The organism is Agrobacterium sp. LMR679 (assembly GCF_027157905.1).
GTDB classification, from domain to species: Bacteria; Pseudomonadota; Alphaproteobacteria; order Rhizobiales; family Rhizobiaceae; genus Agrobacterium; species Agrobacterium leguminum.
This window is the reverse complement of the sequence record NZ_JAPVOJ010000002.1, coordinates 1663557-1676838: the sequence shown is the minus strand read 5'-3', so window position 1 is coordinate 1676838 and position 13282 is coordinate 1663557. Positions and strand designations below refer to the sequence as shown.

Below are 13282 nucleotides of genomic sequence, written 5' to 3'. Positions count from 1 at the left end.
CGTTGGTAAGGGCCCGGCAGTAAACCGCCGGGCCCGATCCGATATCTTTACTTCAGGCCGTCCCAGGCCTTCTGGATATCGCTCGCGACCTGATCGGCCGACTTGCCGCCGACGAAATCGATCATGCCGGTCCAGAATGCGCCGGCACCGATCTTGCCGGGCATGAGGTCCGAACCGTCGAAGCCGAAGCTTGTCGCGGTCGTCAGGATTTCACCCTGTCGCTTCATCTGCTCATTGGCATAGGCATCGACATTCACACCCTTATAGGGCGTGAGGAAGCTGGACTGCGCCATCCAGACCTCATGGGCGATCGGGGTCTGCAGGAATTCGACGAAAGCCTTGGCGGCAGGCGCTTCCTTGGTGATGGTGACCAGCGTGCCAGCGCCGAGAACCGGCTTGCCGAGGTCAGGCTTTGACGCGTAAGTCGGCATGTAGAAGAAATCCGCATCCGTCCCCACTTTAGTGCCTTCCGGGAAGAAGGACGGAATGAACGACGCCTGATGGTGCAGGTAGCACTTCGGCGGAATGTCGAAGAGGCCCTTGGGGCTGTCGCGGAAATCGGTGGAGGCCACGGCCGCGACGCCGCCGCTGACATATTTTTCGTTCTTGGCGAATTTGCCGAATTCGTTGATCGCTTCGACCACGGCCGGATCGGTGAACTTGACCTCGTTGGTCGTCCATTTCTGGTAGACGTCGAGCGGCTGGGTGCGCAGCATAAGGTCTTCCACCCAGTCCGTTGCCGGCCAGCCGGTTGCCCCGCCGGAACCGAGACCGATGCACCAGGGCGTGCCGCCATCGGCAACGATCTGGTCCGTCAGCTTGAACAGGTCTTCCATGCTCTCGGGCACCTTGTAGCCCGCTTCCTCGAAGTTCTCAGGCACGTACCAGACGAGCGACTTCACATCCGCCTTGAAAGGGAAGGCGAAATAGGCCTTGTTGCCGTCCTTGCCCTTGTAGCTGCCGAGATCGACCCAGGACTGGCCCGCGCCGTAATTTTCCTTGACCCAGTCGGCGGTCTTGTCGCCGAGCGGCACGAGGAAGCCCTTGGCGGCCAGATCGGCCAGAAGGCCGGGCTGCGGCAGAATGGCGATATTGGGCGGCGAACCCGCCTGCGTATCGATGACGATCTGCTGCTCGTAATTTTCCGACGAGGAATAACGGACGTTCACGCCGGTCGCATCGGCGAAATAGGCAAGTACCGACTGGAACAGGGCCTCGTCTTCACCGCGCCACGGGCCGAAAATCGTCAGCGTCTGGCCTTTCAGGTCGGCATGGGCCGCTTTGAAGTCCTCGTAGCTTTTCCAGTTGAACTTGGCGTCGCCGCCGGGTGCAAACTTCAGGTCGGCGGCAAAGGCCGCACCGGACAGCAAAGCCATGACGGCGGCCGTCGCCAAAAGAGTCTTCTGCATGTGATTTACCTCCCATCACATAAAAGGCTCAAAGCGTCCTCTCCAATCAAAGCGCTTTGGCTGCCTATTCATCTCATTGTCATTAAGACGGAGTCAAGAGGCTCTTTCTGCGGAAACGTTGTAGCGCCCTATGAATAGTCATATTTAATTCGGAAGGCGGCTATCCTTTTCGATTGAGAAATACGGTGGAGACTGGTAAAAATCTAAAGCGCTTTGGGAATTGAGGAGAGGCTTTGCCGTATTCCCAGGCGCGCGCATGGAGGAATGACAGACATGAACCTGAAACAGCTGTCGCAACTGCTGGGCATTTCGCAGACGACCATCAGCAGGGCGCTCAACGGCTATCCGGAGGTCAGCGCCGAAACGCGCCGCCGCGTCATGGAGGCTGCCGAAAAGACGGGATACCGCCCGAATGCCGCGGCACAGCGGCTGGCAACAGGCAAGGTCGGCTCCATCGGGCTTGTCATGCCGATTGGCGAGCATCACCGTTCCGACGTGCATTTCGGCGAATTCCTGAGCGGTCTCGGTGAGGAGGCATCACGCAGCGGCTTTCATCTCGTGATCATGCCGACCGAGCCGGAAAAAGAGCGCGAAGCCCTGCGGGGGCTCGCCGCAAGCGGCAGCGTCGATGGCATCTATCTCGCTTATATGAAGAAGAACGACCCGCGCATCGCCATGATGCAGTCGCTCTCCCTGCCCTTCCTCGTGCATGGCCGCTCCGTTGGCGTGGAGGAGGATTATCCCTATCTCGACGTGGACAACGAGGGTGCATTCCGCGATGCGACCCAGCTTCTCCTCCAGCTTGGCCATACTCGGATCGGGCTTCTGAACGGCCCGGAGGGTTATGATTTCACCTACCGGCGCTGTCTCGGGGTCGAAAACGCGCTTTCGGCAAATGGCCTGACATTGCATGCGAACAACAAGAGACACAGCAGCATGACCGATGAGGAAGGTTATCTCGGCATGGAAGCGTTGCTGTCACGCCCGGAAAAACCGACCGCCATCCTTTGCGCCAGTACCGCGCTTGCGCTCGGCGCGATCCGTTCGCTCAACCAGCGCGGCCTGAAACCCGGCAAGGATATTTCGCTGATCGCCCATGACGACGTGCTGCCACTTTTGAAGCCGGATAATTTCTCCGTGCCGCTCACCACCACCCGCTCATCACTCCGGGCGGCGGGGGTACGCGTGGGCCAGCGCCTGATCAACCGGATCAAGCTCAACCAGACAGAACCGCATCAGGAGCTCTGGAAGGCGGAACTGGTGGTGCGCGCTTCGACGGGGCCGGCTCCGAAAACGTAGAGGCTGGCCTCCATCCCCGGCCGTCATACCGGCCTTGAGCCGGTATCCAGCCAGCCCAAGTCCTTGGGCTGAAAAGAGTCGTCTCGCCGCGCAGACGCGCGTCGGCTGGATTCCGGCTCAAGGCCGGAATGACGGCAGTGAGGGCGCAGCGCACAAAAATTGCTGTGCCGTGTAGTTCGATTGAACCCGACAGGCTTAAAACTTCGGCGCGGTCAGACCCAGCGCGCGATGGGCGGCGATGACGGTGTTGGCCATCAGCATGGCGATCGTCATCGGGCCGACGCCGCCCGGAACGGGCGTGATGGCGGCGGCAACGGCGCTCGCCTCGTCATAGGCGACATCGCCCACCAGCTTCGACTTGCCTTCGCCCTTTTCCGGCGCAGGGATACGGTTGATGCCGACATCGATGACGGTCGCGCCGGATTTCACCCAGTCGCCCTTCACCATCGCCGCGCGGCCGACCGCCGCGACCAGAATATCCGCCGTCTTGCAGATGCCGGCCAGATCCTTGGTGCGGGAATGCGCCATGGTCACCGTAGCATTGGCATTCAGGAGAAGCTGGCCCATCGGCTTGCCGAACAGGTTCGAGCGGCCGATGACCACGGCGTTGAGGCCGGAAAGGTCTTCGCCGTGAATGCCGCGCACCAGAAGCATGGCGCCGGCGGGCGTGCAGGAAATGAGACCGGTGGCGAGATCGCCGGTCGCGAGCTTACCGGCATTCAGCACGCTCAAGCCATCCACATCCTTTTCAGGCAGGATCGACTGGATGATCTCATCGGAATTGAGGTGTTTCGGAAGCGGCAGCTGCACCAGAATGCCATGAATGGAAGCGTCGGCGTTCAGTTCGCCGACCAGCTTGAGGAGTGCGGCCTGCGTGGTTTCCTCCGGCAGCGTGTGCTGGACGGAGTTGAAACCGCATTGCTTGGCCATCTTGCTCTTGGAGTTCACGTAAGCGTGGCTGGCCGGATCGTTTCCGACGATGACGACCGCGAGACCGGGCTTTACGCCCTTTTCCGCCTCAAGCGCTTCTGCCGATTTGCGGACCGCCTCCGTTACCGAAGCCGCCTTCGCCTTCCCGTCAATCACAACTGCCATGCGTCCTGCTCCTGCTGGGTTACGTAGGCTCCGTATGGTGCCCCCGTCGCAGGAATGCAAGCGAAAATGCGGCGTTTTCAGGCTGTTTTGCGGTAGTCGTCACGGCGATCGGCGTAATCGGTAAGACACTCTCTCAGGAACGCCAGTTCGCGTCGCAATTCCATCAGCTCCTCGGCTTCAGCCTGGGCATGGTCGAAATTCCCGGCAAGGGCTTCGGCCAGAAGCGGCGGAAGTCCGGAAGAGGCCGGATCAGCCGCCCTGACCGTGCGGTTGCCCATCAGGACCTGCCGCACGCGCTCGTCCAGCGGCATGTCGTCGTCGTCATTGACGGCCTCGCCGTAGTAGTCGGCAAAGCCGTCTTCCTCCGGCTCGATGTTGCCCTCTGCGGCAAGATCCTGCAGATCGTCGAACACAGCCGGCTCGATCGGTTCGAATTCGGAAATATGCAGAGACTCAACCGACGGCTCGGCGGAAGATGGAGGTTGCGCGCCCTCTTCGATGAGCAATGCACCTTCCTCTTCCTCGTCATGGCGACGATAGCTCAGGAGATAAAGACTGCCCAGCAGGCCGATCAATGCACCGCCGCCCGCCAGCAGGGCGGCCTGCGTCAGGTCGCGGGTCAACTCGCCCGGTGCGGCCTTCTTCGCCAAACGGGTTTCGACCGCGGGCGTGGCGGATGCGGAGAGGTCGCGGCGTCCGCTTGCCTCGAGATAGACATTTCGCGCCGTTTCCAGTTCACCCTGCAATCTGGAGAATTCGCCGGGGGCAACGCCGAGTTCGTTCAGGCGGTCGAGGTATTTCTTTTGTTCGCCATTGGCGGTCACGATCTCCTGAGAGATGCGCTTTTCATCCGCCCGCAGGCCTTCCAGCAATTGCCGCAATGCGGGGGCGGCAAGCGCCTGTGCGGCATCCACCGCATTCTGGGCGGCGATGCGGCGGGGGTGTTTCGGGCCGTAATCGACCGAAACCGCGGCAAGCGCCATGCTGGCGGTCGAATGCTTCTGCCTGATATCCTCAAGCGCCGAAAAACCCACGCCGGCCGGCAGAGGCTTCGCAAAGACATCATTCGGCTTCAGCGCCGAAGCCGCCGTCAGATCGGCCTGAAGGGACAGTTGCTGCCGGGTGGTTCGCGCCAGATTGTCGTTTACGTCGCGCAGCTGCTGTTCGAGTTGCTGCGCCTCGGCCATCACGGTGTCACCGTGGCGCATCTGGAAACCGTTCAGCGCGGCTTCCGCTTCATCGAGCCTTGTCCGCGCCCTCTCCGTCTCGCGCATGGCGGGCGTCATGGTGCCGGCCTTGCCATCCGCGATGACGCGCATCGAAAGATAATCGGTCAGCCGCATGGCGGTTTCCGGCGTTGCGGCCTTGCCGGTCACGATCAGCGTATTTTCATCCGGAGTGAGTTCCAGCCGGATCGCTTCGCCCACCGCACCGTTCAGCGCCTCCCGCTCGGATAGCGGACGCGCATCCGCACCGGTCAGAAGGTCGAAAAGCAGGCCAAGCTCGCCCTGATTGCGAACGCCAACCATATCGGCGGACTTCAGCTTGAGATCGGCGGTTATCCGGTCGAGCCCGGAGGGTGAAAGCAGGGTACGACGCGCCATCGCCAGAAAGCGGGCGGCATCGGGGGCGTCGTAAGCGGTCTGGGAGACCTCGATCCGGGCCTGCGAAACATAACCGCGAAAGCCCGAATCGACGAGCAGAAGCGGAAGGGCAGCCCCGGCAACGGTGGCGGCGGCGATGCAGCCGGACGTCAGCAGCCGCCGGCAATATCTGCGCCATTGCGATACGGGCGCAGCGACATCATCCTCGTCAGGGCGGATCGCCATCATGTCCGGATTGTCATCAACCATCTGAAGCCGTCTGCCGCCCTCGGTGCCGCCCGCAACGGGCGACTGTCAAAACCTTACGAGAGGTTAAAGGATCGTGGCAAACAAATGGTTAACGCAACGCCTGCGAGAACGGCCTCAGCTCTTGCCGAGCGCGATGTGCCAGGGTTCGGCGCAGAGGCTGTAGAGCCAGCTCATGTGAAGCTTGCGGAAAATTTCCGGCATGCCGGCCACTTCCGACGACAGGACCTTGAACAGCGGGCCAACCGCGATGGTGACCCGCGCATTCTCCCGGCTGACGGTGCGGTGCAGCCATGTCTCCTGGTTTTCCTTCAACATTCCCGCCAGCAGAACATCCACCTTAACGCCCGATGCATCCCGGTTCAGCATTACGAAATCGTGCCACGGCGCGTGCGCCCGCAACCTGGCGAGAACCTCACCGATCTGTGCTGCATCATCTCCCGCCACACCGATACGCTTCGGCACGGCCATATAGGTCAGAAGCGCCATGGTGAAGGCGACGCCATCGATGGGCGCAGGCAGAGGCTCACCATTCTCGTTGCGCGCGGCGGCCCTCATTGCCTTGCCCTGCGGCAGAAGCAGGCAGCTTTCCAGAATCTGTCGGTAGGCGTTGTCCTTAAGCGAAAGCTTCGCCTTCTCGATGGTGAGAAAGGACAGCATCGTGTGCCCTTCACAGGCAGACGCCCTGCCGCTGACCAATTCCAGCGCCCCATTCCAGTCGAGATCACAGACGCGCAGTCCGTGGATATTCCGTTGCGATTCCGGCCGCGCGAAACCTGACGCGAAACTCATTGCCAACCCCCAAATGCCAAACCCATCGCCACCGATCCGACACATGGCCTGCGGGATGGTGGTTCATGGGTCTCTTATACAGGTGCAGGTTGAATTTAGCTTGAAAGCAATCTCTAGAATGCCTGGGGATGCGGCAAGAGACAATTAACCAGAAGGATGCGCCACATCCCGCAGCCGGCCGACGCCCCTCGCCTCCTGGTCGTCAGTGGCTTGGCGCCGCTTCTTTCCCGACTTCGGCCTTCTCGCCCTCGACGAGCTTGACCGAACGGGGCGTGCCATTGCCGTTCTGCTCGCGGATGTCGGCTTTCGAAAGGTAATCGAGCTGTTCGATCAGCACATCCTCGACCACTTCGTCATCTAGCCTCTTGTTCAGCCCCTCGCGGATGCGCTGCTTGAAGGCTTCGGGATCGAAGGTGGAAATATTGGCGATATTGACCATGGAAGAACCCGCAAGCAGCGTGAACAGTTCGTCGGTCATCAACTGCGTTGCCGGCAGCTCGATCTTCGCCATCTTGGTCTTGTCGACGCGCAGCGAAATACGGCTGAGGAAATAGCCGTTCACCCCGCCGTCATTGATGACGGGGATAGTGATGCTTTCGCCCTTGACCAATTGCAGATTGGCCTTTTTCGCCCCCGCCTCATCCGGCGCGGGCGCCGTCGCCAACTGGACGGAGAAATACACCGCGCCGAGCGTGACGGCGCAAACCCAGACGCCGGTGAGAAGAAGCTTCAACATCAGGAGGCTGCGCCGTACATGAACTGTTCCTGCGAATAGGTGCCGTCCGTATCGGCTTCCTGGATGGCGTTCTTCAAGAGGTCCGCGACAGCGCGAACCGCATTCAGATGCGCCTCGACGCGGCTGGCATTGGTGGCGAGCTTGGACTTGATGCCCTTGACCTGCTCCATGTAACCGGCGGCGATTTCCTCGCGCGGGGTATCGCGGAACAGCATCGTCAGCTCATAAAGGCAACGGCTCTTATGGGCGTTGGAGACCTTGAAGTCGAACTTGGGGTCCTTACCGATATTCTCGTTCTCATTGTCGATGATGACTTCAAGGCGGCCGAGAACGGATTGGATACGGTGGTCGTTCGACATAAGGTCCATGCTTGTCTCCTCGTTAAGGTTTTTCATTCTCAAGCCTCGTCCGTTTTCTCATTGGAAACGCCGAGGACCTGCCGCTCGAACTCCGCCACCATCCGAATTGCAGCATTATTGTCTTTTTCATTCATCGATACGTCGGTAATGCCTTTGCTTTCAGCTTTCCGAAGCGCATCCTTGTAAGCCTGTTCCGCGATGCCGACGCCGCCATTTCTGGAAATCGTGTCGGCAAACTGTTCGGCCATCATGCTCTTCCAGATCTCGCCGGCATTGCCCTTGCCGTAAACTTCCTCGCTGTCTTTCGGCAGCATGTTGGCCACGAAGGTCTGGAGCACCGAGGCTTCATATTTACGGTATGTTTCCGGGATTTCGGTGCGGGCCGCACGAATATTGGTGTCGCCGAGACCAGCCTTCGAGGAGGCGCCATCCAGCATGTCGACCGCGGCGCCAAAGCCCTTGCCGGCATCGGCAAGGCTGGTTGCGGCAAAAGCCGCCTTGTTCGCCTTGAGTTTTTCCTGGGCGACCTGAACTTCCTGGGGGTCCGCAGCGCGAACCACATCCATCACCAGATCACTTATCACCGATATCGCCACGTCCAGATCTCCCGAGCTGACGAATGGGCGGCACAGAAAGCCGGCGCATCCGCTCAATCAAGAAACATCGCCGGAGACGTCCTCAAAAACGCCCGCGATGCAACAATGGGACAGACTATGGATCGCCAACCTTGCTGGAGGCTGGTGTCTGGGAAACATTCGTAATTTCTAACAAATCATAGATTGCATTATCGTCGGCCTCGCGGTCCTCAAGATCGCGCGCAAGATGCATCCTGTCCTCCAGCCGGTCAGCCTTGGTCTTTTCCTTCAGGACCTTGTTTTCCTGAAATTGCTGCACGCCTTCAAGCTGGCGGTCCTGGACGACGAGACGGCCGTAGCGGTCCGAATAGTGTCGGGAGAATGTCTGGTGCACCGGTTCCATGGAACTCATGGCTTCCAGCACGTTCTCCATGGATTGCGCCACTTCCGCCCGTGTGCGGGTGGTATCGGCCAGTTCCACCTCGGCCATTTTTTCCATGTGCCGCTGGACTGTTACCAGACGCTTGAGTTTGGCCGAGCGCTTGTCCGAAGCCATCGCATTTCCCCCGATCAAAAGCCGATGAAGACCGGGCCGAAACCATCCACGAATTGGCGGATGAGGGCCGCAATCGACAAATAGAGCATGAAAAGACCACCCGCGAGAACGAAGGGTGTCGAGATAAAGAAGACCGGAATCTGCGGCGCGAGCTTGTTGATGAGGCCGACCGCGACGTTGAACATCAAGCCGTAAATCACGAAGGGGCTGGCAAGCCGAAGCATGATCGAAAAGGAGGCCCTGAGCGTGTCGGTCAGCGTAATCAGCATCTTCTGGCCGCTGATCAGCGCGCCGACCGGTGTGGCGGTGTAGGAATCCACCAGCGCCTTGAGGACGATGTGGTGGAAATCGAATATGAACAGCACCAGCAGGCCGCCGAAGGTGATGAAGTTGGATATCTGGTTTTCCTGCACGTCTTCGATGACATCGGCACCGCCCGGCGCACTGAGACCGATGGAAGCGCCGATGAGCGCGCCGGTGAACTGGAAACCGAGGGTGTAGAACCGCGCGATCAGGCCATACATCGAACCGATGACGACCTCGGTGAAGATGAGGCCGACGACCGTGCCCTGGCTTGCGCCGGAAACTTTCGGATAAATCGTGTCCCACAGCACGGGCAGAAGCGCCATGGACACCGCGACGCATAGAAGCATGCGAATCTGCGGCGAAATGCGCGAGCTTGAAAAGCCCGGCATGGTCATGAAGCATGCGCCGATACGGCAGATGGCAAGGAACAATGCAATGATTGTCCCCTGCGGGTCGGTTATCATGAAATGGCGCCCAGAATCTTGATCTCGAGACCCTTGGCCAGTTCCACATGCGAAAGAACCGGCAGGGTCGCAAAGAGTCGCTCGATAATCATGCGCACATAGGACCGCGTTTCCGGCGAGGTTACAAGGACAAAGGGCAGGCCGCGATCCATGAATTCACGGATAACTTTGGATGCCTGCTCGGAAAACTCCTCGAGATGGCGCGGATCGATGTCGAATTCGACGATTTCGCCTTTCTGGTCGCGCTTCAGCGCCTGATGGAAGACCATGTCCCACTTGTTGCCGAGACGCAGGACACGCAACACGCCATTGTCAGCCAGATCGCCGCAGAGCTGCTGCGACATGCGAACGCGGACATGCTCGACGATTTGTTCCGTCTTGCGCACATGCGGCGCAAGTTCGGCGACGGCTTCGAGAATGAGATGCAGGTTGCGGATCGATACGCGTTCGGCAAGCAACAGTTTCAACACCGCCTGCAAGCCGGAATAGGACATGTGCGACGAGCAAATCTCGTCGGCCAGCTTCTTATATTCGGGATCTAGCCTGTCGATGAGGATTTTCACGTCCTTGTAGGACAGGAGCTGCGGCAGGTTGTTGCGGATGACTTCGCTCAGATGCGTCAGCACCACGGAGACGTTGTCGATCGGATGGAAGCCTTCGCGCTTCAAATCCTCGGTGAAGGTTTCGAGAATCGAGACGGCGGGCATGCCGAAAGCGGGTTCGCGAATTTCGTCGCCGGGAATGCTCGGCTTGCGCCCTGCCCCGGTCACGACAAGAACGTCGCCGACGCGCAGGTTGCTGGACGCGATGGTCGTGCCGTGAACGCGGATCTGATAGGCTTTTTCCGGGATCATGATGTCGTCGGAGACCTTGATCTCCGGCACGACGAAACCGTATTGGGTCGCGAATTTCTTGCGCATCTTGCCGACGCGGAAGGCCAGTTCCTGATGCGCGCCGAGAAGGCGGGTGGAAACCTGCTTGCCGAGCGCCAGTTCGATCTCGGCCGTCTTCAGCACCTGCTTGACCGAATCCTTTTCCGCCTCGGTGGTCTGGAGAACCTTGTTCTCCTCTTCCTGACGCCGCAGCGCGCTTTCTGCCTCCGCCTGGCGCGGAATATACCAGCTGCCGAAGGCCATGATGCCACCGAGGAAGATGAAAGGCAGGAAGGGAAGGCCCGGAATGATGGCGAGCAGTCCCATCAGCATGGCCGAAACCATCAGCGCGCGCGGGTAACCGCTGAGCTGGTTGACGACCGCCTGGTCCGTCGAGCCGGCAGTACCGCCGCGCGAGACCAGGAGGCCGGCGGCCAGCGATACGATCAGGGCCGGAATCTGCGAGACGATGCCGTCACCGACCGAAAGCTTGACGAAAACGTCGGCCGCTTCGCCAATGGGCATGCCATGGCGGAAATAACCGATGATGATGCCGCCGAAAATATTGATCGCGGTGATGATGAGGCCGGCAATGGCGTCGCCACGCACGAATTTCGAGGCGCCGTCCATCGAACCGAAGAAGGAGCTTTCCTCTTCCAGCTCGCGGCGGCGGCGCTGCGCTTCCTTCTCGTCGATGATGCCGGCGGACAGATCCGCATCGATCGACATCTGCTTGCCGGGAATGGCATCCAGGGTGAAACGGGCGCCGACTTCGGCGATACGCGTCGCACCCTTGGTGATGACGATGAAGTTGACGGTGATCAGGATCAGGAAGACGATCAGACCGATCACGAAATCGCCGGACATGACGAGGCTGGAGAAGCCCGCAATCACGCCGCCGGCCGCCGTCGGCCCTTCATTGCCGTGGGAGAGGATAACGCGCGTCGTCGCGATGTTCAGCGACAGGCGGATCATCGTCGCGATCAGCAGCACGGTCGGGAAGGACGAGAAATCCAGCGGCCGCTGAATCCAGAGCGCCACCATGAGGATGAGGACCGAAAGCGCGATCGAAAAGGCCAGACCGATATCCACCAGCATGACCGGAATGGGCAGGAAGAGAACGCAGAGGATCGCCACGATGCCCAGTGCGAAACCGATGTCACGCGTGCTCGGACTGACCTTGGGCAGGGAGATGACTGGTGGTTGCGCCATAAATTCGTCCTGTCTCTTCATGAGAAGGGCGACGGAAAAGCCGTCGCACGGTTCCGTAGCAACGGTTTTCGAAAAGCGCACGCAATTCGGCCCGATGCTTCACGCCTATCCCTAGCGGCTGAAGCTTGCGCGAAAGTGGCATCTACAGCGGACGGCGTCAGAAGCCGGACTGGATGCGGGAAAAGACGAGATTGGAAAAGAGCGATATCTGCGCGCCCACGAAGGGGGCGGCAACGCCGAGCACGAGCATGATCGTGACGATCTTGGGAACGAAGGTCAGCGTCATTTCCTGAACCTGGGTCAGGGCCTGAATGAAGGCGATGACGACACCGACGATCATGGCGGCGAGAACCGCGGGACCGGCCGCGACGAGAACCGTCCAGACAGCCGCCTGCATGATGTCAAGCGCATCGGCCTCGTTCATCGTCGCATCCTCAATCCGGAAAGGCGGCGTCATGCCGCCTCTTCAATGTCAGGAACCGGTCGCGCTATCCGAATCGGTTCCGCTATCAGATGTACTCGTAATCGGGCCGTTGGAGAAGGTCACGCCGGCCTGCAGCAGCACCTTGTCACCAGCTTCGGTGATGGCGACAACGCCGTCCGCATAGACCTCGACTTCCTTCACCACGCCGGTGACGGTGTCGTCGGCGCTCTTGACCGTCTTGCCGACCAGATCGGAGGCGCGCGTCAGGGCTTCCGCCTGCAGCATGCTTTTCAGATGGGTGTTGGTCTTGATGGTCTGCTCGACCTGCGAGAAGCTTGCGAGCTGCGACATCTGCTCGCCGGCATCCATCGGGCTGGTCGGATCCTGGTTCTTCATCTGGGCGATGAGGAGCTTCAGGAAGCTGTCGTAGTTCAGCGACGCCGCGCTGCTGTCGGAGCTGCTCGCCCCGGCATTGGCCCAGGGATTTGACGCTGCCGACGTGACTGCATCTACCGCCATGGTGCGATCTCCTTGCGAATCTGTTCGATCGTTGCGGGGGTCATTTCCTGATTGTTGAGGATTTTTTCCTCGATCGGGTAGAGACCGCGAATGGCCTTCAGCGCTTCGAAAGCCTTGCCCGAGGCAACCAGTCCGTCGATCCGCTTGAGTTCCGCCAGAACCTCGTCATGCTGGAAGCAGTTCAGCAGCATGCTGACCGACTTGCGGAACATGTTGGTGGACTGTTCGCGCCCTTCCGGGTTGATAAGGATCATCTGCGCGATGAAATAAAGCTGCCTGAGAGGCGTCGTCGCCTGATCGGGCTGCAGAACGTGGTTTTCAAGCAGGAACGTGACATCGTTCAGGAATTCGAGCGCCACCTTGCGATCCACACGCAGAACCGCGCCGTTGATAAAAATCTTTTCGCCCGATTTCAGCGAAATCCGAAGTGTACTTTTCATTTCAGTCCATCCCTGATGATGGTTGTCACGTCAATTATGCCCTGGAAATTCGTCGACTGACGTTTCCGGATCAGTTCGCACTCTTTCAATATCCAGATCGCGATGGAAATCAGATTGGCCCTGAGCTCCATGGCAAGCTGGTTGTCGGGTTGCTTGAGATCCTCAATGAAGCGGATCCAGACCCTTCGAGTGTAAAAAAGCGCTTCGATCGTGTGGCGCTGCGAAGAGGAATCCCTTGCCTCCACCAGAAGGTCGATCGATTTTGTCAACGCCTGCCGCTCGCGATCCTTCGCGTTGGCGACACCATCCTCCATGATTTCGGCGTAGGAAAACTGGTACATTCATGTATCCTTTATCTGCCGCCACCCCTGTTC

General features: G+C 59.7%; 15 protein-coding genes. 1 reads left to right on the top strand and 14 read right to left on the bottom strand.

The genetic code is table 11. From position 1 onward, the window contains the following. Positions 1-47 precede the first annotated feature (47 nt). Complete coding sequence (locus O3W47_RS18820; protein WP_020812904.1) at positions 48-1409, bottom strand: ABC transporter substrate-binding protein; 1362 nt, start codon at positions 1407-1409, stop codon at positions 48-50. 273 nt (positions 1410-1682) lie between these two features. On the opposite strand from O3W47_RS18820, the gene O3W47_RS18815 reads away from it, so the two are divergent. Beyond that, positions 1683-2708, top strand: a complete 1026-nt coding sequence (locus O3W47_RS18815) for a LacI family DNA-binding transcriptional regulator (RefSeq protein ID WP_174035632.1) — start codon at positions 1683-1685, stop codon at positions 2706-2708. Positions 2709-2903: 195 nt separating this feature from the next. Here O3W47_RS18815 and O3W47_RS18810 read toward each other — a convergent pair whose 3' ends face one another. The 13 genes from O3W47_RS18810 to flaF all read right to left on the bottom strand — a co-directional run bounded on the left by O3W47_RS18810 (position 2904) and on the right by flaF (position 13249). Continuing rightward, on the bottom strand, positions 2904-3803 hold the full coding sequence (locus O3W47_RS18810) for a bifunctional methylenetetrahydrofolate dehydrogenase/methenyltetrahydrofolate cyclohydrolase (protein ID WP_127756358.1): 900 nt from the start codon (positions 3801-3803) through the stop codon (positions 2904-2906). A gap of 77 nt (positions 3804-3880) precedes the next feature. Beyond that, the gene (locus O3W47_RS18805) at positions 3881-5656 is read right to left on the bottom strand and encodes a hypothetical protein (protein ID WP_269314363.1); all 1776 of its coding nucleotides are present in this window, start codon (positions 5654-5656) and stop codon (positions 3881-3883) included. A 114-nt stretch (positions 5657-5770) separates the two neighbouring features. Then, the gene (locus O3W47_RS18800) at positions 5771-6445 is read right to left on the bottom strand and encodes a WecB/TagA/CpsF family glycosyltransferase (protein WP_269314362.1); all 675 of its coding nucleotides are present in this window, start codon (positions 6443-6445) and stop codon (positions 5771-5773) included. A gap of 202 nt (positions 6446-6647) precedes the next feature. Further along, entirely contained in the window at positions 6648-7181 is a 534-nt protein-coding gene (locus O3W47_RS18795) for a flagellar basal body-associated FliL family protein (protein ID WP_127756360.1), read from the bottom strand. Then, entirely contained in the window at positions 7181-7549 is a 369-nt protein-coding gene (locus tag O3W47_RS18790; RefSeq protein WP_080818818.1) for a hypothetical protein, read from the bottom strand. Before O3W47_RS18790 ends, O3W47_RS18795 begins: the two co-directional genes overlap by 1 nt. Before the next feature lie 29 nt (positions 7550-7578). Beyond that, the gene (locus O3W47_RS18785) at positions 7579-8136 is read right to left on the bottom strand and encodes a rod-binding protein (protein ID WP_065654443.1); all 558 of its coding nucleotides are present in this window, start codon (positions 8134-8136) and stop codon (positions 7579-7581) included. A gap of 115 nt (positions 8137-8251) precedes the next feature. Continuing rightward, positions 8252-8671, bottom strand: coding sequence for a hypothetical protein (locus tag O3W47_RS18780; protein ID WP_137002902.1), 420 nt, complete (start codon positions 8669-8671; stop codon positions 8252-8254). 14 nt (positions 8672-8685) lie between these two features. Next, entirely contained in the window at positions 8686-9441 is a 756-nt protein-coding gene (gene fliR, locus O3W47_RS18775; protein ID WP_004432553.1) for a flagellar biosynthetic protein FliR, read from the bottom strand. After that, a complete protein-coding gene (flhA, locus tag O3W47_RS18770) occupies positions 9438-11525 on the bottom strand; it encodes a flagellar biosynthesis protein FlhA (protein ID WP_004432552.1) in 2088 nt (695 codons plus the stop codon). The genes fliR and flhA overlap by 4 nt, the downstream gene beginning before the upstream one ends. A 157-nt stretch (positions 11526-11682) precedes the next feature. After that, the gene (gene fliQ / locus O3W47_RS18765; protein WP_003503352.1) at positions 11683-11949 is read right to left on the bottom strand and encodes a flagellar biosynthesis protein FliQ; all 267 of its coding nucleotides are present in this window, start codon (positions 11947-11949) and stop codon (positions 11683-11685) included. Positions 11950-11997: 48 nt separating this feature from the next. Further along, positions 11998-12468, bottom strand: coding sequence for a flagellar hook assembly protein FlgD (gene flgD / locus O3W47_RS18760; protein ID WP_269314361.1), 471 nt, complete (start codon positions 12466-12468; stop codon positions 11998-12000). Further along, positions 12459-12908, bottom strand: coding sequence for a flagellar biosynthesis repressor FlbT (gene flbT / locus O3W47_RS18755; RefSeq protein ID WP_004432543.1), 450 nt, complete (start codon positions 12906-12908; stop codon positions 12459-12461). Before flbT ends, flgD begins: the two co-directional genes overlap by 10 nt. Continuing rightward, entirely contained in the window at positions 12905-13249 is a 345-nt protein-coding gene (gene flaF, locus O3W47_RS18750; protein WP_004432537.1) for a flagellar biosynthesis regulator FlaF, read from the bottom strand. Before flaF ends, flbT begins: the two co-directional genes overlap by 4 nt. Positions 13250-13282 lie beyond the last annotated feature (33 nt).

Bases quoted from the DNA above. Each gene is read 5' to 3' on its own strand.
- O3W47_RS18820 (WP_020812904.1), bottom strand. From the start codon at position 1,409: ATGCAGAAGACTCTTTTGGCGACGGCCGCCGTCATGGCTTTGCTGTCC.
- O3W47_RS18815 (WP_174035632.1), top strand. From the start codon at position 1,683: ATGAACCTGAAACAGCTGTCGCAACTGCTGGGCATTTCGCAGACGACC.
- O3W47_RS18810 (WP_127756358.1), bottom strand. From the start codon at position 3,803: ATGGCAGTTGTGATTGACGGGAAGGCGAAGGCGGCTTCGGTAACGGAG.
- O3W47_RS18805 (WP_269314363.1), bottom strand. From the start codon at position 5,656: ATGGTTGATGACAATCCGGACATGATGGCGATCCGCCCTGACGAGGAT.
- O3W47_RS18800 (WP_269314362.1), bottom strand. From the start codon at position 6,445: ATGAGTTTCGCGTCAGGTTTCGCGCGGCCGGAATCGCAACGGAATATC.
- O3W47_RS18795 (WP_127756360.1), bottom strand. From the start codon at position 7,181: ATGTTGAAGCTTCTTCTCACCGGCGTCTGGGTTTGCGCCGTCACGCTC.
- O3W47_RS18790 (WP_080818818.1), bottom strand. From the start codon at position 7,549: ATGGACCTTATGTCGAACGACCACCGTATCCAATCCGTTCTCGGCCGC.
- O3W47_RS18780 (WP_137002902.1), bottom strand. From the start codon at position 8,671: ATGGCTTCGGACAAGCGCTCGGCCAAACTCAAGCGTCTGGTAACAGTC.
- fliR (WP_004432553.1), bottom strand. From the start codon at position 9,441: ATGATAACCGACCCGCAGGGGACAATCATTGCATTGTTCCTTGCCATC.
- flhA (WP_004432552.1), bottom strand. From the start codon at position 11,525: ATGGCGCAACCACCAGTCATCTCCCTGCCCAAGGTCAGTCCGAGCACG.
- fliQ (WP_003503352.1), bottom strand. From the start codon at position 11,949: ATGAACGAGGCCGATGCGCTTGACATCATGCAGGCGGCTGTCTGGACG.
- flgD (WP_269314361.1), bottom strand. From the start codon at position 12,468: ATGGCGGTAGATGCAGTCACGTCGGCAGCGTCAAATCCCTGGGCCAAT.
- flbT (WP_004432543.1), bottom strand. From the start codon at position 12,908: ATGAAAAGTACACTTCGGATTTCGCTGAAATCGGGCGAAAAGATTTTT.
- flaF (WP_004432537.1), bottom strand. From the start codon at position 13,249: ATGTACCAGTTTTCCTACGCCGAAATCATGGAGGATGGTGTCGCCAAC.